The sequence below is a fragment of the Miniimonas arenae genome (genome assembly GCF_006351005.1).
Taxonomy (GTDB): domain Bacteria; phylum Actinomycetota; class Actinomycetes; order Actinomycetales; family Beutenbergiaceae; genus Miniimonas; species Miniimonas arenae.
The window spans coordinates 34,682-53,119 of the sequence record NZ_VENP01000021.1 but is presented as its reverse complement, the minus strand read 5'-3'; the positions used below and the strand labels follow the sequence as shown (position 1 = coordinate 53,119).

Sequence of the window (18,438 nt, the reverse complement as noted above, 5' to 3'; positions counted from 1 at the left end):
TTCCTGGCCATGATTCTCGGATCATCTCGCTTCCCCAGCACCAGGTGCCGGATTCAGCGTGTCCAAGATCCGGGGTCAGGCCCCGACGACGCGCCGATCTACATCGGCGACCGTGTCATGTTCGGGCCGCCCGTCACGATCACCACGGCAGGCCATCCGGTGCTGCCCGAGCTTCGTGGGCTCGGCGCGCAGTTCAACCTTTCCGGTCACGATCGGCAGCAAAGTGTGGATCGGTTCGGGAGCGACCGTCATGCCGAGGTGTCGATCGGGGGAGCTCGGTGATCGGCGCCGGCAGCATCGTCACCAGAGACATCCCCGCGAACGTCGTGGCCGTGGGAGCGCGGTGTCGCGTCCTCCGTGGGATCGGCGAGCACGACGCCGAGTTCCACTGGCGCGATCGGCGAGCACGACGCCGAGTTCTACTGGCGCGATCGGCGTATCGACATCGACGCTGAGCAGTTCCGGCTGGCGAGGCCTGACCAGGCATAGCACTCCGTTCACCGCGCGGCGCGACGTCAGGGGAGTCGACACCGCCATGCCGATCTCGGCGCCCCTGCGCGCGTCAGAGGCCGGGGCAGGGGCGCCGCGAAAGCCCGGAACCTACGCCTTGGGCGCCTTGCGCGCCACTTCGATGTACGGCTGAAGGAGCTCGAGGAACGCGTGCGCCTCGCTGTCGGTGAGGTCGATCTCGTACCGGGCCGATCCCACGCCGAACGTGACGAGCCGGTCCGCCTTCTGGCCGCTGAGGTCGGACAGCGTCTCCACGATCGTGCGAGTACCCATGGAGCGGGAGCCTACGGGGCGCGCGGACCCTGGCGATAGCGGGACAGCACCGCAGATCCGGAGCGCGCGACGACCGCATCGACCTCAGCGGCTCCACGTCTCGCCCGCAGTTCCAGTCTTTACCCCACGGGGGGTCTTGCCGCAAGACCCCCCTGTCAGGGAAGGATCGCCGGCTCGAGGGCGAATGCTGCACCGCGCAGCACCCCAGCCCTCGCCGATCTGGGGGAGCACATGCCATTCACGTTCGACCTGCCCAACCGTCTGCGGGCCAAGGCGGCCCCGGAGCTCGTCGTCGACGACGAGTCGCACTTCGCGAGGATCGCTCGCAGCCTCGAGGAGCAGAAGACGCAGCTCCAGACCCGGCTGGATGCGGCGCGGGCGCGGCCCGCCGGAACCGGTCAGTCGGCGATGGACCGGGACACGGAGGTCCACCGGCTCAGCGCGCGACTGCGCACGCTCAGCCGCTACAGCCTCGACCTGTGCCTGGGGCGCATGGTGACCGACTCGGGCGACACGGTCTACATCGGCCGGCTCGGCCTGCTGGACGCGAGCGACGAGCGCCTGCTCGTCGACTGGCGCTCGCCTGCCGCCGAGCCGTTCTTCGCCGCCACGCACCAGGACCCCCGCGGCCTGGTCAGCCGACGCCGCTACCGCTGGGAGGGCGGACGCGTCATCGACTACTGGGACGAGGTGTACGTCGGCACTGACGAGGCGAACCCGGCCGCTCTCGACGACCAGTCCGCCTTCATCGCCTCGCTCGGCGCCAGTCGCTCCGCGCAGATGCGTTACGTGCTGGGCACCATCGCCGCCGACCAGGACGCCATCGTCCGGGCCCCCGCGCGCGGGGCGCTCGTCGTCGACGGCGGTCCCGGCACCGGCAAGACGGTCGTCGCGCTGCACCGCACGGCCTACCTCCTGTACGCCGACGCCCAGGTGGGCCGACGCGCGGGAGGCGTGCTCGTCGTCGGGCCGCACGCCCCGTACCTCGCGTACGTCGCCGACGTTCTGCCGAGCCTCGGCGAGGAGGGCGTGCGGACGTGCACCCTGCGCGAGATGGTCCCGGGCGCCGAGGCATTCCCGGACGAGCCCGAGCCGGACGTCGCGAAGCTCAAGGCCGACGTGCGGATGGTGGCCGCGATCGAGCCGGCGGTCGCGTTCTACGAGGAGGCGCCGACCGAGGGCATGGAGATCGCCCTGCCCGAGGGAACAGTACGGGTGAGCCCGGGCGACTGGGCGGAGGCGATCGCGTCGGTGGAACCCGGCACGCCGCACAACGACGCTCGCGACCGCGTGTGGTCAGCGCTGCTCGAGATCCTCGCCGACAAGCGGGTGTCCGACGGCGAGGGTCAGGATCCGCTCGACGCCTGGGGCGACGAGGGGGGCGAGGGCGTGGAGGACGAGGGCGAGGCGGAGTTCGACGCCTACGGACTCGACCGGGACGACGGCGCGGCCGACAGGCGTGCGCTGGAGTCCAGCGCGGAGCTCGCTGACGCGTTCGGGCGGGTGTGGCCACGGCTGAGGGCGCAGGACGTCGTGGGTGACCTGTGGGAGGTGCCGGCGTACCTGCGCCGGTGCGCGCCGTGGCTCACGCCGTCGGAGGCCGCCAAGCTGCGGCGGAGGCGATCGCACGCGTGGACGACGGCGGACCTCCCGCTGCTCGACGCCGCCCGGCGCCGGCTCGGCGACCCCGACGCATGGCGTCGCAGGCAGCGGCAGCAGGCCGAGGCGAGGGCCGAGGCACGCGACCGCGCCGACGTGACCGCGCAGCTCATCGCCACCGACGACTCCGAGCTGCACGTGATGTCCATGCTGCGCGGGCAGGACTTGCGCCACGCGCTGCAGGCGGACGTGGCATTGTCCGACGCCGACCCCCTGGCCGGGCCGTTCGCGCACATCGTGGTCGACGAGGCCCAGGAGCTCACCGACGCGGAGTGGCAGATGCTGCTGAGCCGGTGCCCGCAGGGGAACTTGACGATCGTCGGCGACCGCGCGCAGGCCCGGCACGGGTTCACCGAGTCGTGGACCGACCGCCTGGCACGGGTCGGCCTGAGTCGTGTCGCGGTGCGGACGCTGAGCGTGAACTACCGCACGCCGTCGGAGGTGATGGCCGAGGCCGAACCGGTCATCCGCGCGGCGATCCCCAACGTGACCGTGCCCACCTCGATCCGCGCGTCGGGGGTGCCGGTCACCCACGCGTCCGTCGACGAGCTGGACGACCTCCTGGCCGGCTGGCTGGCCGAGCACGAAGAGGGGACCGCCTGCACCATCAGCACGCGGCTCGGGCAGGAGGAGACCCACGGTCGGGTGCGACGCCTGCGGCCCGAGCACGCCAAGGGGCTGGAGTTCGACCTCGTGGTGCTCGTCGACCCCGACACCTTCGGCGGCGGCATCACGGGGGCGGTGGACCGGTACGTCGCGATGACCCGTGCCACGCAGCAGCTGGTGGTCCTCAGGTCATGAGACGACCTGAGCGGTGGATCGTCCATACCAGCCTCGCCAACCTCCATTCCCGCACCGGCCGTCTGCTGCCTACGGTCGACCCATGACTGTGCCGTCGCTTGAGGTCGTGCCCGACGCATCTGCGCAGGACCGCTGGCACCTCAGCCTCGCCGGGGAGTGGACGTGCGCGCTCGACCCCGACGGAGTGGGGGAGCGGGAGGCGTGGTTCCGCCACGGTGTGGCGAACGGTGCGGCGTCCGCCGCTGGGATGGCCACGACCCCCGTGACCCTGCCCGGCTCGATCCAGCACCAGGGACTCGGCGACGAGATCGCCCTCGACACGCCCTGGACCGGCAGCATCGTCGACCGCTCGTTCTTCACCGACGAGCGCTACGCGCCCTACCGGCGGCCCGGCAACATCGCGGTGCCGTTCTGGCTCCAGCCGCGGCGCTACTACCGCGGCGCCGCGTGGTTCACGCGCACCGTCGCGATCCCGCCGGAGTGGGCGGGCCGGCGCGTGCGCCTGTCGCTCGAGCGCGTGCACTGGGAGTCCACGGTGTGGCTCGACGGCGAGCGCGCCGGCTGCGCCGACAGCCTCTGCACGCCGCACGAGGTCGACCTCGCACCTCTCGCGCCGGGCCCGCACGTGCTCACCGTGCGGATCGACAACCGCACCGTCGTCGACGTCGGCCCGAACGCGCACAGCGTCTCCGACCACACGCAGGGGAACTGGAACGGCGCGATCGGCGCGCTCACGCTCACGGCGTTGCCCGACGTCGTCATCTCGCGCGTGCGCACGTTCCCCGACGTCGCCGCGCGCCGCGTCGAGGTCCGTGTCGATCTCGCGGGCACGACGGCGGGCACCGGCCGCGGCGTCGTGCGCGCCACCGCGCGCCTCGTGTCCCCGGGCGCGCCTCCTGAGGCAGGCGCGCCCTCCGCGAACGCTCCCGACGGCGAGGCGTCACCTTCCGCGAGCACGCCCCCGAGCACGCCCGGCTCGCCGTCGGCCGACGGCGCCACCGCCGCCGCGCCGTCGGCCACGACCGCGACCACCCCGACCGCGACTGCCGAGGCGTCCTTCGACGAGGTCTACGAGGTCGACCTGCGCGAGCGCGGCCTCACCGCCTCGCGCGCCGGCGTCGACCTCGTGCTCGACCTCGGCCCCGACGCCCGCACCTGGGACGAGTTCGACCCGGCGCTGTACGAGCTGACGGTCGAACTCAGCACGCGGGTGGACGACGTCGAGCACACTGACACCCACCGCACCCGGTTCGGCCTGCGCGAGATCGCGGTCCGCGAGGGCCGCCTGGAGATCAACGGCCGCCCGGCGTTCTTCCGCGGCACGCTCGAGTGCGCCGTCTTCCCCCTCACCGGCTTCCCGCCCACGGACGTCGCCGCCTGGCGCCGCATCGTCGAGGTCTGCCGCGCGCACGGCCTCAACCTCGTCCGGTTCCACTCGTGGTGCCCGCCCGAGGCGGCGTTCGTCGCGGCCGACGAGGCGGGCATGTACCTGCAGGTCGAGGGCCCGCTGTGGGCGAACCAGGGCGCCGCGATCGGCGAGGGCCGGCCCGTCGACGCGTTCCTGCACGCCGAGACCCGCCGCATCCTCGACACGTTCGGCAACCACCCCTCGTTCGTCGTGATGGCGCACGGCAACGAGCCCGCGGGTCGCGACGCGGAGCTCCTCGGCGGCTGGCTGCGCTGGTGCCAGCGCCTGGACCCGCGCCGCCTCTACACGAGCGCCGCGGGCTGGCCCGCGATCGAGGAGAACGACCTCGACAACGTCCCGGCCCCCCGCGCCCACCAGTGGGGCGACGGCCTGGCCTCACGGCTCAACGCCCTGCCGCCGGAGACGCGGACGGACTACCGCGACGCCGTCGCGGCCTCGCCCCGACCGGTGGTGAGCCACGAGATCGGCCAGTGGTGCGCCTACCCGGACCTCACCGAACGCGCGCGCTACACCGGCCTCATGCAGCCGCGGAACTTCGACGTGTTCGCGGACTTCCTCGCCTGGGCCGGCCTCGCCGACCTCGCCCCGGACCTGCTGCGCGTCTCCGGCCGGCTGCAGACCCTCTGCTACAAGGAGGAGGTCGAGTCGGCGCTGCGCACCGAGGGCTTCGGCGGCTTCCACCTGCTCGGGCTCAGCGACTTCCCGGGCCAGGGCACCGCCACCGTCGGGGTGCTCAACGCGTTCTGGGAGTCCAAGGGCTACTGCAGCCCCGAGGAGTTCTCCCGGTTCTGCGGGCCCACGGTGCCGCTCGCGCTCCTGCCCCAGCGGGTCTGGACGGCGGGGGAGGACCTCACGTTCGACGTCGTGATCGCGCACTTCGGCGCGGCGCCGCTGCGCGCGCGAGTCACGTGGAGCCTGCGGGACGACGCAGGCGGGGTGGTGCACGACGGCGAGGTGGCCGACGGCGTGCACGTCGCCCTGGGCAACGGGAACCGGCTGGGCCCGGTGACCGTGCCGATCGCGGCTCGCGCGCGGGCCGAGCGGCTCACGCTGTGGCTCACCGTGACCGCCGACGACGGGTCGGTGCACGAGAACGACTGGCCGCTGTGGTTCCTGCCGGCGCCGACCGCGACCGCCGCGCTGCCGGCGACGTCCGCGCTGCCGGCGACGCCCGCGCTGCCCGTGACGCCGGGCTCGCCCGAGGCGTCCGGGTCCGCAGGTCCCGGCGGCGCGACCCCCGCCCTGCCGCCGGCCGAGCGCGCGACCCGGGCTGCGCCGTCGTGCGTGGTGGGTACCCACGAGGTGACCGAGGCGATCGCAGCCGCGGAGGCGGGCGCTGCGGTGCTGCTCGAGCTGCCGAGCGCAAGCATCGGCAACGACGTGGCGCTGGGGTTCACGCCGGTGTTCTGGAACACGGCGTGGACGTCGGGGCAGGCGCCGCACACGCTCGGCCTGCTGATCGACGCCACGCACCCGGTATTCGAGGACTTCCCGACGCAGGACCACACCGACTGGCTGTGGTGGGACCTGCTGCACGGCGCACGCGCGATGCTCGCCGACGGTCTGCCGTCGGCCCTCACCCCGATCGTCCGGCCGATCGACACGTGGTTCTCCGCGCGTCGGCTCACCGCGCTGTTCGAGGCGCGCCTCGGAGCGGGGCGGATCATCGTGACGTCGCTGGCGCTCGGCGCGGACCGGCCGGCGCCGGCGCACCTGCGCCGGGGCGTGCTCGCGCACCTGGGTCGCGCGGATCGGGTGCCCGCGGCGCGGATCACGGCGCAGGAGCTGCGCAGCGTGCTGCGCTGATCCGCGCGAGGGCACGCCGCTAGGCTCGGCACCGATCCTGGTGACGCAGCTGCCGGCACTCGTGGTGACGCTGCGGTCGGGAGGGGCCGGAAGGCGAACGAGGCTCCGGCGGCGAGGCCGGCCCGCGGCTAGGGTTCTTCGGGTGACTCGCCCGCCACATCTTCGCCCCGGGGCCCGCACGACGCGCAACGCCGCGCTGCGCTCCGCCGACCTCACGACCGCCGCGGCAGCGTTCGCCGGCCCGCCGTCGGACGCCCGCCCCATGGTCCGGTGGTGGTGGTTCGGCCCCGCACAGACCGAGGCGATGATCGACCACGACCTGACCGCGATGTCCGCGGCCGGCCTCGCCGGAGCCGAGCTCGCCGTCGTGTATCCCTTGGCCGACGGCGCGGGCGAGCCCGAGACGTACTCCTTCGGATCCCCGGAGCTGCTCGCGCGCGTCGGGTACGCGGCCGAGCAGGCACACGCGCTCGGGCTGCGGCTCGACCTCACGCTGAGCGGCGGGTGGTCCTACGGCGGGCCGCACATCACGCGCGAGCGCGGGGCCAAGCGGCTGCGCTGGGAGACCACCGAGCTCGCGCCGACCGAGCGGTCGTTCGCGGTGCCGGCGGCGACCCCGGGCGAGACGCTCGTGGCCGCCTACCTCGGGCCGGGCACGCTCGAGTCGTTCCCGCCCGACCTGCCGGTGCTCGACGGCGCAGCGCCGGGTCGGGTGATCGACCTCCCGCCGCACCCGGGGCCGCGCGTGCTCGCGCTCGCGTGGTGCACCCCGACGGGGCAGACCGTGAAGCGCGCTCCGCTGGGCGGCGAGGGCTACGTGCTGGACCACTACGACGCCGAGGCCACCCGGCTGCACCTCGACGCGGTGGCCGTCCCCCTGCTCGACGCCGCGCAGGCCGGCGGACCCGACCGCGTGACGGCCGTGTTCTGCGACAGCCTCGAGGTGCACGGTGCGGACTGGACGCCGGACCTGCCCGCCCAGGTCGAGCAGCGCTGCGGGTACGACCCCGTGCCCCTGCTGCCACGGCTCTTCCGGGCGCAGCGGCACCCCTGGTCGACGGACGAGGAGGTGCGCCGGCTGCGCCGGGACCTCGGCCGCACCCTCACCGCGCTGTACGAGGAGCGGTTCGTGGGGCCGCTGCACGCGTTCGCCGCCGAGCGCGACGTGCTGCTGCGCCTGCAGGGGTACGGCAAGCCGCCCGCGGCGATGCGCAGCTACGCCGACGCCGACCTCGTCGAGGGGGAGTCCTGGGGCTGGGACGAGCTGCCGCCCACCCGGTGGGCCTCGTCCGCGGCGCACGCGCTGGGCGAGAACGTCGTCTCCGCCGAGGCGTGGACGTGGGTCGCCTCGCCGTCCTACGGCGCGACACCGCTGGACCTGCAGGCCGAGGCCGTGGAGCACCTCTCGCTCGGCGTCACGCAGCTGATCGGGCACGGCTGGCCCTCGAGCCCGCCCGCCGTGCCGGACCCGGGCTGGATCTTCTACGCTGCGGGCGCCCTCACCGACCGCAACCCGTGGTGGCCCGTGATGCCCGCGCTCACCACGTGGCTCGCGCGGCTGGGAGCGGTGGCCCGCCTCGGTGAGGCGGTCCGGCCGGTCGGCGTGCACGTCGCCGACGGAGTCGCGTACGCCGCCCTGCGGCCCGCCTCGGGCGAGCTGATCGCGCCCGTGGATCTGTGGCGAGCCACGCACGAGCTGGTCGGGGCGGACGTGCTCGGGGCGCTGCGCTCCGCAGGCCTGGACCTCTCGGTGCTCGACGACGCCGCGCTCGCGACGGCGCACGAGCGGCACCGGGTGGTGGTGCGGGTCGGGGGTGCGGGCTCGGTTGCGGGTGCGGATGCGGGGCTCGGCGAGGGTGACGGGCTTGGCGCGGGTGGGGGGCTTGGTGCGGGCGGCGGGCTTGGTGCGGGCGACGCGGCGCTGCGCGCGCACGGCGTGAGGCTCGTCCCTGCCGAGGCGAGTGACCTCGTGGAGCGGGTGCTCGCCGTCGTGCGTCCGGTGGTCGAGACCGACGCGCCGACGCTGCTGCCGGTGCACCGCCGGCTCGCCGACGGCGAGCTCGTGCTGCTGATCAACGTCGCGTCCGAGCCGGCGACGGCGCGGGTGGCCGCGGGCGAGGACGGCTGGCAGGTGTGGGACCCGCGCGACGGCTCGCGAGCGGCGCTCGCGGGCGACGTCACGGTGCCGCCGCACGGCGCGCTCGTGCTGGCGACCGGGTCGGGGCTGCCCGCGCCCGAGGGCGGGGCGGGTGTGGTCGAGCCGGCGGGGTGTGTGTCGGGGCCGATGCCGGTGCCGGTCGAGTGGCGGGACGAGGACGGCGCCGTCGCGGCGTTCCCGCTGCTCGCGGACTGGCGCACGCCGCCCGGCTCGCGCACGGTGCGCGCGGAGGTGGACGTGCCCGACGGCGTCGCGCGTCTCGAGGTCGACCTCGGCGACGGCGTGAGCACCGGTCCGGTGACGCGGTCCGGGGACGGCGGCGGCCCGGCCTATCGCACGCCCTACCGGCCGCCGGCGGGGACGGCGGTGGTGCTCGCCGTCGACGGCGCGCCTGTCGGCGCTCTGTGGGCGCCGCCGTACCGGATCGCGGTGCCCGTGTCGCCCGGCCGGCACACGGTCGAGGTGAGGAGCCTCGGAAGCCTGGTGGGCGCCGTCGTCGGCAACGCGGAGCTGGTCGCGCGGCAGGAGGCGCTGACCGAGCGCTACGGGCAGCGGTTCGTACTGCAGGAGGTCGACCGCGGACCGACGGATCTGGTGCTCGGCCTGCGCACGGAGCCGGTGCTCCGCCTCCCCTGAAGTCGCGAGAGGTTCTTCGTCCTTTCGCGAGAGGATGTCCGTCCTTTCGCGAGAGGATCTCGAGGGCGCGGCCCGCTCGGCTCGGCTCAACCGTTCGCGACGGCGAGCGTGCGCATCAGCTCCTCGGCCGCGGCGGCGTCCGTGTACTCGCCGAACTCCTTCTCGTCCAGCGAGTTCACCTCGAGCACGACGGCTGCGAGCGCGTCCTCGTCGACGTAGAGCGCCTCGACCTTGCCCGCGGGCTCGCCGTTGATTGCGGTGCGCGTGACCGAGACCGAGGCGCCGTGCGACGTCTGGTCGCTGTGCGTCACGGTGTTGGTGCTGCTCGACGCGCCCACGAAGTCGGCGACCAGTCCGTCGAGCGCCGCGGCATCGCCCGCCTGGTACAGGCGCAGCGAGCCGGCGTAGAGGTCGGGCGCCCAGAACCGGCAGTCGTAGCCGTAGGAGTCGGGGTCGGTGGCGTCCCCGAGCGTCAGGAAGCCGACGTCGGTCGTCTCCGGCCCGGCGTCGAGCGGGTTCGGTGGGTCGCCGAGGAGGCACGTGTCGCGCGCGTACACGGGGATGCTCGAGCCGAACGAGTCGGAGTCCGGCCAGGCCTTCGCGGTGCTCGTCCGCCAGTCGTCCGGGACACCGGTGACATCGGCGTCCGGATCACCGCCCGACGGCGAGCACCCCGTCAGCGCGCACGTCGCCACCACGAGGGCGGCGGTCGCGAGGGCGGGTGCCGGGGTCGGACGGAGGCGGGGGTGCCGTGCTCGGAGCCGATCGGTGCGCATGTCTCTCCCTCGGACGAGTGCGGCCACGGTACCCGGCGCCCGCCGACGCTCCGGGTGACCCCCGCCGTCGTGCGGGAGGCGGGGCTCGCCGTCTTGCGCGGGCCGGGAGTCTCTCGCGAAAGGACCGAGAACCTCTCGCGAAAGGACGGAAACCCTCTCGCGAAAGGACCGAGAACCTCTCGCGAAAGGACCGAGAACCTCTCGCGAAAGGACGGAAACCCTCTCGCGAAAGGACGGAAACCCTCTCGCGAAAGGACGGAAACCCTCTCGCGAACGGGGCGGAAGGGCAGACAGGGGGTCAGGCGCCCTCGGCCACGCCCTCGCGCCAGTAGCCCATGAACGCCACGGTGCGGCGGTCCACGCCCAGATCACCCACGAGCGCGCGGCGCAGCGTGCGGATCGAGCCCGCCTCACCGGCCATCCACGCGTACATCGTGGTCGAGCGCAGCGCGGCGCCACCGCGCGCCCGGCGCGGCACCTCCCAGATGAGCTCGTCGGCGGGGATCTCCTCGACCGTGTGGGGCTCGCCCGCGGGTGCGAGCTCGCGCGCCGCGCGCACGCCCTCCTCGACCAGGTGCCGCCCGCGCTCGCCGGCCGCGCGCGCGAAGACCCGCACCTCGAACCCCGGGTGCTCGGGCAGGTAGGCGGCGTCGGCGAGGCTCGGCAGCTCGAGCACCGCGATGCCGCGCGCCGTGGCGGGCAGGTGCTCCAGCATCACGGCGATCGCGGGCGCCGCGGTCTCGTCGCCCACCAGCAGGTGGCACGAGGTCTGCGCGGGCGGCAGGAAGTCGACTCCGCCGGACTCGCCCTCGGTCCACTCGGCGTTCGGCCCGAGCACCACGACCTCGTCACCGGCCCTCGCCTGCGCGATCCACGCCGAGGCGGGGCCGAGCACGGGCTGGTGCACCACCATGTCGATGTCGATCGAGGCCTCCGCGCCGTCCCGCGCCGGCCGCACCGCGCGCGTCGTGTAGGTGCGGAACTCGTGCCGCTCTGCGGCGTCGCGCTCGCGCCACCGCTGGTACCAGTCGTTCCCGCGGGGGAGCGCGCCGAAGTCGAGCGTGGGGTGCGGCAGCACCACCTTGATCCGCTGGTCCCAGCCCGGGTCGGCGAACAGGTGCGCCTCCGGACCGGTCAGCGTCACGCGCCGGAACGACGGCGTGAGGTCGGTGACGCGCTCGACGCGCAGGTCGAAGAAGCGGAAGGGGGAGACCGCCGGGGGAGTCAGGGTGCTCATGGGCGCTCCAGGACGTCGGAGGTGGGGGAGAGGGCGGAGGAGAGAGCGGGGGCGAGCGAGGCGGCGGCCGAGCTCGGGTCAGCGACGCCGTCGAGAGCCCCACCGGGCGCGATCCCCACGTGGTGCCGCCCGCGCGGCAGCACCATCGGCGCGCCCGAGACGGGGTCGGGCACCACGAGGGAGTCCAGCGCGAACACCTCGCGCACGAGCTCGGCGGTCACGACGGCGTGCGGCGGCCCGTCCGCGACGACGCGCCCCGCGCGCAGCGCGACCATGTGGTCGGCGTAGCGCGCGGCGAGGTTGATGTCGTGCAGCACCATGACGATCGTCGTGCCGCGCGTGCGGTTGAGGTCGGTGAGCAGGTCGAGCACCTCGATCTGGTGGGACACGTCGAGGAAAGTGGTCGGCTCGTCGAGCAGCAGGACGTCGGTCGACTGCGCGAGCGCCATCGCGATCCAGACCCGCTGACGCTGCCCGCCGGACAGCTCGTCGACGGCGCGGTCGGCGAGGTCGAGCACGCCCGCCGCGGCCATCGCGCTCGTCACGGCCTGGTCGTCCGCGGTGGTCCACGGCCGGAACAGCTTCTGGTGCGGGTGCCGCCCGCGCCCCACGAGGTCGGTGACCACGATCCCCTCGGGTGCCACGGGCTGCTGCGGGAGCAGGCCGAGCGTGCGCGCCAGCTCCTTCGTCGGGATGGTGTCGATGCGCCGCCCGTCGAGCACCACGGCGCCGTCCTGCGCGGGCAGGAGCCGCGCGATCGTCTTGAGCAGCGTCGACTTCCCGCACGCGTTCGCCCCAACGATCACGCTGATCCGACCCGAGGGGACCACGAGGTCGACGCCGTCGACGACGACCCTCGCGCCGTACCCGGACCGCAGCTGCTCGGTGCGGATCTCGTGCTGTGCGCTCATGCGGAACCCCCGCGGCGGCTCGTGCGGACAAGGAGGTAGATGAGGTATGGCGCACCGAGGATCCCCGTGATGACGCCGACCGGGAACTTCGTGTCGAACGCGAACTGGCCGAGCAGGTCGGCGGCGAGCACGAGGCACGCGCCGGTCAGTGCGGCGGGCAGCACCACCGACGAGCCCGGCCCGACGATCCGGGCCGCGATCGGCCCGGCAAGGAAGGCGACGAACGCGATCGGACCGGTGGTCGCCGTCGCGACGCACGCGAGGGCGACGGCGGCGACGACGAGCAGCACGCGGGTGCGGTCCACCCGCACGCCGAGGGCGGTGGCCCACGAGTCGCCCAGCTCGAGCGCGCCGAGGTCGCGCGCGAGGAACAGCACGATCGGCACGAGCACGACGACGGCGATCGCCAGCGGGAGGATGTCCTCCATCCGCGACCCGTTGAGGCTGCCCGTCATCCACCGGGTCGCGACCGCGAGGTCCCACACGGCGGCCTTGAGCAGCAGGTAGGCGACGACGGAGTCGAGCATCGCGCCGACCCCGATGCCGATGAGGATGAGGCGCCCGCCCGTGGAGTCGCCGCCGCGCGCCGCGAGGTAGATGACGAGCGCCGTGAGGATGCCCACCGCCAGCGACAGTCCCATCGTGGCGGTGCCGGACCACTTGAGCACGACGATCGACAGCACCGCCGCGGCGCTCGCGCCCGACGTGATGCCGATGACGTCGGGGCTGGCCAGGGGGTTGCGCAGCATCGTCTGGAACGTCGAGCCGGCCACGCCGAACGCGGCGCCCGCGAGCACCGCCGTGAGCGCGCGAGGCAGGCGCAGGGTCCCGACGGCGAACGAGGCTCCCGAGACGTCCTCGCCGCGGAGCACCGCGAGGACGTCGGAGACCGGGTAGATCGTGTTCCCGAGCATGAGCATCGCGGCGAACAGTGCGACGGCGAGCACCGACAGCACGACGAGCGCCACGGTCCGCCGACGCGAGCGACGGCGGCGACCCGCGCGGACGCGCTCGACATCGGCGTCGGAGACGGCGGGCAGGGAGTCCAGGAGCGCGGCCATCACAGGGCCTTCATTCGGGTGCGGCGGGCGATGGCGATGAGCACGGGCGCTCCGAGGAACGCGGTGATGATGCCGGCCTCGACCTCGCCGGGGGAGCCGATGACGCGCCCGATCGTGTCCGCGAGCGTGAGCAGCACGGCCCCGCCGAGCGCCGACAGCGGCAGCAGCCAGCGCTGGTCCGTGCCGGCCACCAGCCGCACGGCATGCGGCACCATCAGCCCGACGAACCCGATGGGGCCGGCGATCGCGGTGACGGCCGCGCACAGCCCGACTCCGGCCACGGCGGCCACCACTCGGATCCGGCCGACGTGCACGCCGAGCCCGACGGCGACGTCGTCGCCCAGAGCGAGCGCGTTGAGCGCGGAGGCGCACAGCAGCGCGACGATCGTGCCGATCACGAGCACGGGCAGCACGACGCCGAGGGAGCCCCAGTCCGCGCGGCCCACGTTGCCGACCTGCCAGTAGCGGAACTCGTCCATCACGGCCTGACGCGGCAGGAGGATCGCGGCGACGAGCGAGGAGAGCGCGGCCGTCGTGGCGGCGCCGGCGAGCGCGAGCTTGATCGGCGTCGTGCCGCCGGGCCCGACCGAGCCCACGAAGTACACGAAGAACGCCGTGACGAACGCGCCGATCAGCGCGAGGACGAGGTAGCCGGCCGCGCTCGACAGTCCGAAGAACGCGATGCCGATCACGACGGCGAGCGCGGCTCCCGTGTTCACCCCGAGGATCCCGGGGTCGGCCAGGGGGTTGCGGGTGATCGCCTGCATGAGCGCGCCGGACAGCGCGAGCGCGCTCCCGGCGAGCAGTGCGACCACCGTGCGGGGGATGCGGCTCTGCACCGCGATCGCGCCGATGTCGGTGGGCGTCTCGCCCCGCAGCCAGGTCGTGATGCCCTCGACGACCTGGTCGACCGTCACCGGGCGCGACCCGAACGCGAGCGAGAGCAGCACCGCGAGGAGCACCGCGACGACGGCGACCACCAGCGCGACGACGCGACGCCGCGCGCCCGCTGAGGCAGCGGGCGCGCGGCGCGGTGTCGCGAGGGTGGCGGTCACGACGGGGTCACTGGGCCTTCGCGGCGGCGTCGGTGAGCGCGGCGACGTAGTCGTCGAGCACCCACGGGATCGACAGCGCGGTCGGGGTGACCGCAGCGCTGAACGCGTCGCCCTCGCCGACGGCCACGACTGCGCCGTTCTGGACGGCCGGCAGCGTGCTCCACAGCGGGTCGGCCTGCATCGCGGCCAGCAGCGTGTCGTCGCCGTAGCTGACGATCACGTCGACGTCGGCGAGCTGGTCGGCGTTCTCGGCGCTGAAGTCCTGGTAGAACGCGTCCTGCTCCGCGAGGTCGGTGGCGACCTGCGGCAGGTCGAAGCCGAGGTCCTGCAGGAACGCGGTGCGCGCGTCGCCCGCGCTGTACAGCGAGATCGTCGAGAGGTCGGTGGGGCTGGCGTAGAGGAACGCCGCGGTCTTGCCTTCGAAGCCGGCGTCGGCCGTGGCGGCGGCGATCTGGTCCTCGAGGTCCGCGACGAGCGCCTCACCCTCGGACTTCAGCCCGAGCGCCTCGGCGTTGATCGTGATCTGGTCGCGCCACGGCGTGAACCACGGCACCGTCGGGTAGGCGACGGTGGGCGCGATGTCGCTGAGCGTCGCGTAGTCCTCCGCGCTCATGCCCGACTGCGCGGCGAGGATGACATCGGGCGTCGTGTCGGAGATGGCCTCGAAGTCGATGCCGTCGGTCACGTCGAACAGGACCGGCATGTCCGCGCCGAGCTCGTCGAGCTTCTCGCTCGTCCAGTCGTAGACGCCCGGCTCGGCGGCGCCGGTCCAGGCCCAGACCTGCGAGTCCATCCCGACGGGCACGACGCCGAGCGCCAGCGCGACGTCCTGGTTGCCCCAGGAGATGGTGGCCACGCGCTCGGGCTTGGCCTCGATGGTGGTGTCGCCGTGGGCGTTGGTGATCGTGACCGGGAACGCGTCCGCGTCGCCCCCGGCGCCTCCGTCCGTGGCGGTGGTGGCGTCCGCGGAGTCGTCGGCCGTGGCGTCGTCGGACGCGTCGTCGGACGAGGCGCACGCGGCGAGGCCGAGGGTGAGGGCAAGGGCGGTGGGCAGGGCAAGGGCGCGTCGGAGTCGCACGGGGCAACCTTCCTGTGGCGGGTGCGGGGGGAGACGGCAGTTCCGCCGTCGTCCGAGGGGTAAGCGTAGGCGATCCTTACCTGTGCCGGGACGGCGTGGACCGGACGAGTTTCGCGTCGGGGAGTGGCGTGCCTCACGTCACGGCCGCAGTCCGTGCCACGCTGGGCCCATGTCGAGCACGAAGCGCTGGGTGGTCCGACTGGTCGCGCTCACCCTGTTCAACATCGCGGTGGTCCTCGCGATCGTCCTGATCGTCCCGCAGGTCACCGGCGGCGTCCTGGCGATGATCGGCGCCGGCGTCGTGCTGGCGCTCGCGACGGTGTGGATCCGCCCCGCGCTCTCGCGCTACGCCACGCGAAAGGCGCAGGCGGGAGCCCCGCGGCGCAGCCCCGGTACGCAGCGCCTGGTGGCAGCGCTCGCGGTGTTCGCCGTCGCGGTGGTGATCTGGGTGCTCGTGGTGCTGCTGACCGACATCGACGTGCACGGCTGGTTCTGGGGCTACGTGGTGCCGCCGCTGGTGCTGCTGGTCGCCTGGTGGATTTACGCGCAGGTGGTGGACTCCCTCGAGGCGAAGGTGGCCAGCGCGTACGACGCTGCGGACCGCAAACTCACCTGACGCCTGACGCCTGACGCCTGACGCCTGACGCCTGACGCCTGACGCCCCGCCGAGTGCCGACGTCACGGCGCGGCGAGCGCCGCCTCGACCGCCGCCCGCAGCGTCTCCCGCGCCCGACCGGCCGCCGCGAGCACGGTGTCCGCGTCCACCGGGGCGGTGGCGAAGGAGAGGTCCGAGACGACGCTGAGCCCGGCCACCCGCAGGCCGAGCGCCCGCGCCACGAGCGCCTCGTGCACGGTCGACATGCCCACCACCTCCACGCCCGACGCCGCGAGCAGCCGCGTCTCGGCCATTGTCTGGTACTCCGGCCCGCGCAGCTGCGCGTAGACGGCCTCGCCGCGCACGCCGACGATCGCCCCGACCGCCGAGCGCAGCCCGGTGTCCCACGTGTCGCGCGGGTCCAGGAACACCGTGCCGTCGAACGGCGAGGATCCGGTGAGGTTGGCGTGGTCGCCGATCGCGACGACGTCGCCGAGTGCGCGCTCGACGAGGCAGCCGTTGGCGTTCGTGAGCACCACGCGCCCGACCCCCGCGGCCGCGGCGACGCGCACCAGTGCGGTCACCGCGCGCCGCGGGACGCCCTCGTACAGGTGCGTGCGGCCGAGCGTCACGAGCGTGCGACGGCCGCCGACGGCGAGCGAGAGCCAGCGGTCGACGTGACCGTCCGCGGTGGGCGCCAGCACCCCGGGCAGGTCCGAGAGCCGACCCGAGCTCGCGGTCGGGTCCGCCTGCGCCCAGGCGTCGGCGAGCGGGGCGACGCCCGACCCGAGCACGACGAGCGCGTCGTGCCGGGCCGTGCCCGTGGCGGCGGCGAGGTGCTCCGCTGCGGCGCGATCCTCGCCGTCGAGCAGGGCGTCGCGGAACTGCTCGGGCGTCATCGCGGGGAGGATGCGGTGTCGGCAGCGCCCGCCGGGCCCGCGGTGCCCGCAGTGCCGAACGACACGAGCGACCCGGTCTCCTCCTGGTGCCGGACACGGCCGCGGCACAGCAGCAGGTAGCCGACGAAGCCGATGACCAGCGCGAACAGCACGCCGAGGTTGGCCCACGCCCAGTCGCCCTCCTTACCGCCGACGGCGCCCAGCAGGTAGCCCTGCCAGCCCAGCCAGCCGGCGTAGGTGTTGACCACGAAGCCCCAGCCCACGACGGTCGCGACCGCGAGGACGGCCATCGCGCGGCCGTTGACGGCGCCGTAGACGCCGCGCGTGGTGAACAGGTCGGCCTCGGCGTAGTCGCGCCGGCGCAGCGCGATGTCGGCCAGCATGATGCCGGCCCAGCCGGCGATGACCACGCCGAGCGTGATGAGGAAGCCCTGGAACGGCACGAAGAAGCTGTCGGTGAAGAAGACGATGACGATCGTGCCGAGCGTCATGATCGTGCCGTCGATCGCCGTCGCGACCGGGCGCGCGACGGGCAGGCCGGTCGCGAGCAGCGAGAGGCCGGAGGAGTAGATGTCGAGGATGATCCCGCCGATCAGGCCGAGGATCGCGACGACGGCGAACGGCACGAGGAACCAGGTGGGCAGGATCGTGGTGAGGGCGCCGATCGGGTCGCTCTGGATCGCAGCGCCGAGGTCGGGGTCGGAGCCGACGAGCAGGAGCCCGAACACGACCAGGGCGACGCACGGCAGCGCCGAGCCGAACGTCGTCCAGCCGACCACCCCGCGCGTGGAGGCGGACCGGGGCAGGTAGCGGGAGTAGTCGGCGCCCGCGTTCACCCAGCCGAGGCCGAAGCCCGTGAGCACCATGACGAACGCGCCGACCACCGCCGTCGCGCTGCCCGCCGGGAGGGCGGTGACGACGTCGAGGTCGATCCGTGGGAGGACGAGGACGAGGTAGACGATCGTGAGCGCGGCCGTGATCCACGTGATCCAGGTCTGCACCTTCATGAGCGTGTCGAACCCGAGTACGCCGGCGCCGCCCGCGACGAGCACCACGACGACGAGCGCGACCACCTGTGCCGCGGTGTGGTTGCCGAACCCGAGCGCCTCCATGACGGTCGCGGCCGCGAGCGTCGCCATGACGCACAGGAACGTCTCCCAGCCGACCGTGAGGATCCACGAGATCGCCGCGGACACGCGGTTGCCGTTGTAGCCGAACGCCGCGCGCGAGAGCACGAGCGTGGGCGCGGACCCGCGCTTGCCCGCGATCGCGATGAGGCCGACGAGCACGAAGCTCGCGACGACGCCGACCACCGAGGCGAGCACCGCCTGCCAGAACGAGATCCCGAAGCCGAGCACGAACGCGCCCCAGGAGATCCCGAACACCGAGATGTTCGCCGCGAACCACGGCATGAACAGGTCCGCGGGCTTTCCCTTGCGCTCGGACTCCGGGATGACGTCGGTGCCCGCCATCTCGACGGTGAGCGTGCGGGCGGCCGGCTCGGGGCCGGGAGCGGGGGGCGGTGCCGGCGAGGCAGCGGGGGTGGCCATGGCG

Annotated in this window: 13 protein-coding genes and 1 pseudogene; 5 read left to right on the top strand and 9 right to left on the bottom strand. The window is 73.9% G+C overall.

The annotated features are described in order from the left end of the window. Positions 1-282 (top strand): annotated as a pseudogene (locus tag FH969_RS15450) (hypothetical protein); the annotation flags it as partial. 318 nt (positions 283-600) lie between these two features. Here FH969_RS15450 and FH969_RS07325 read toward each other — a convergent pair. Continuing rightward, a complete protein-coding gene (locus tag FH969_RS07325; RefSeq protein ID WP_139986664.1) occupies positions 601-783 on the bottom strand; it encodes an Lsr2 dimerization domain-containing protein in 183 nt (60 codons plus the stop codon). Between the two features lie 231 nt (positions 784-1,014). Between FH969_RS07325 and helR the strand changes: the two genes are divergently transcribed. The 3 genes from helR to FH969_RS07310 all read left to right on the top strand — a co-directional run bounded on the left by helR (position 1,015) and on the right by FH969_RS07310 (position 9,272). Then, a complete protein-coding gene (helR, locus tag FH969_RS07320; RefSeq protein ID WP_139986663.1) occupies positions 1,015-3,243 on the top strand; it encodes an RNA polymerase recycling motor ATPase HelR in 2,229 nt (742 codons plus the stop codon). Between the two features lie 82 nt (positions 3,244-3,325). Continuing rightward, positions 3,326-6,478 carry a glycoside hydrolase family 2 protein gene (locus FH969_RS07315; RefSeq protein ID WP_218975284.1) on the top strand — a complete coding sequence of 1,051 codons (3,153 nt, stop codon included), beginning with the start codon at positions 3,326-3,328 and terminating at the stop codon, positions 6,476-6,478. 142 nt (positions 6,479-6,620) lie between these two features. Continuing rightward, a complete protein-coding gene (locus tag FH969_RS07310) occupies positions 6,621-9,272 on the top strand; it encodes a glycosyl hydrolase (RefSeq protein ID WP_139986662.1) in 2,652 nt (883 codons plus the stop codon). Positions 9,273-9,358: 86 nt separating this feature from the next. On the opposite strand, the gene FH969_RS07305 is transcribed toward FH969_RS07310, so the two are convergent. From FH969_RS07305 to FH969_RS07280, 6 genes are all read right to left on the bottom strand, one after another. Continuing rightward, positions 9,359-10,048, bottom strand: a complete 690-nt coding sequence (locus FH969_RS07305) for a hypothetical protein (RefSeq protein WP_108717720.1) — start codon at positions 10,046-10,048, stop codon at positions 9,359-9,361. 298 nt (positions 10,049-10,346) lie between these two features. Next, complete coding sequence (locus FH969_RS07300; RefSeq protein ID WP_139986661.1) at positions 10,347-11,285, bottom strand: siderophore-interacting protein; 939 nt, start codon at positions 11,283-11,285, stop codon at positions 10,347-10,349. Continuing rightward, positions 11,282-12,196, bottom strand: a complete 915-nt coding sequence (locus FH969_RS07295) for an ABC transporter ATP-binding protein (RefSeq protein WP_108717718.1) — start codon at positions 12,194-12,196, stop codon at positions 11,282-11,284. The genes FH969_RS07300 and FH969_RS07295 overlap by 4 nt, the downstream gene beginning before the upstream one ends. Further along, positions 12,193-13,257, bottom strand: coding sequence for a FecCD family ABC transporter permease (locus FH969_RS07290; protein WP_139986660.1), 1,065 nt, complete (start codon positions 13,255-13,257; stop codon positions 12,193-12,195). Before FH969_RS07290 ends, FH969_RS07295 begins: the two co-directional genes overlap by 4 nt. Further along, entirely contained in the window at positions 13,257-14,312 is a 1,056-nt protein-coding gene (locus FH969_RS07285) for a FecCD family ABC transporter permease (protein ID WP_139986659.1), read from the bottom strand. Before FH969_RS07285 ends, FH969_RS07290 begins: the two co-directional genes overlap by 1 nt. 7 nt (positions 14,313-14,319) lie before the next feature. Further along, positions 14,320-15,390: an iron-siderophore ABC transporter substrate-binding protein gene (locus FH969_RS07280; protein WP_139986658.1), complete on the bottom strand. Its 1,071-nt coding sequence runs from the start codon at positions 15,388-15,390 to the stop codon at positions 14,320-14,322. A 169-nt stretch (positions 15,391-15,559) separates the two neighbouring features. On the opposite strand from FH969_RS07280, the gene FH969_RS07275 reads away from it, so the two are divergent. After that, positions 15,560-16,006: a hypothetical protein gene (locus FH969_RS07275; RefSeq protein ID WP_139986657.1), complete on the top strand. Its 447-nt coding sequence runs from the start codon at positions 15,560-15,562 to the stop codon at positions 16,004-16,006. Positions 16,007-16,068: 62 nt separating this feature from the next. Here FH969_RS07275 and FH969_RS07270 read toward each other — a convergent pair whose 3' ends face one another. Both FH969_RS07270 and FH969_RS07265 read right to left on the bottom strand, forming a co-directional pair. After that, complete coding sequence (locus FH969_RS07270) at positions 16,069-16,884, bottom strand: purine-nucleoside phosphorylase (RefSeq protein WP_108717714.1); 816 nt, start codon at positions 16,882-16,884, stop codon at positions 16,069-16,071. Then, a complete protein-coding gene (locus FH969_RS07265) occupies positions 16,881-18,434 on the bottom strand; it encodes a purine-cytosine permease family protein (protein ID WP_218975283.1) in 1,554 nt (517 codons plus the stop codon). Before FH969_RS07265 ends, FH969_RS07270 begins: the two co-directional genes overlap by 4 nt. Positions 18,435-18,438 lie beyond the last annotated feature (4 nt).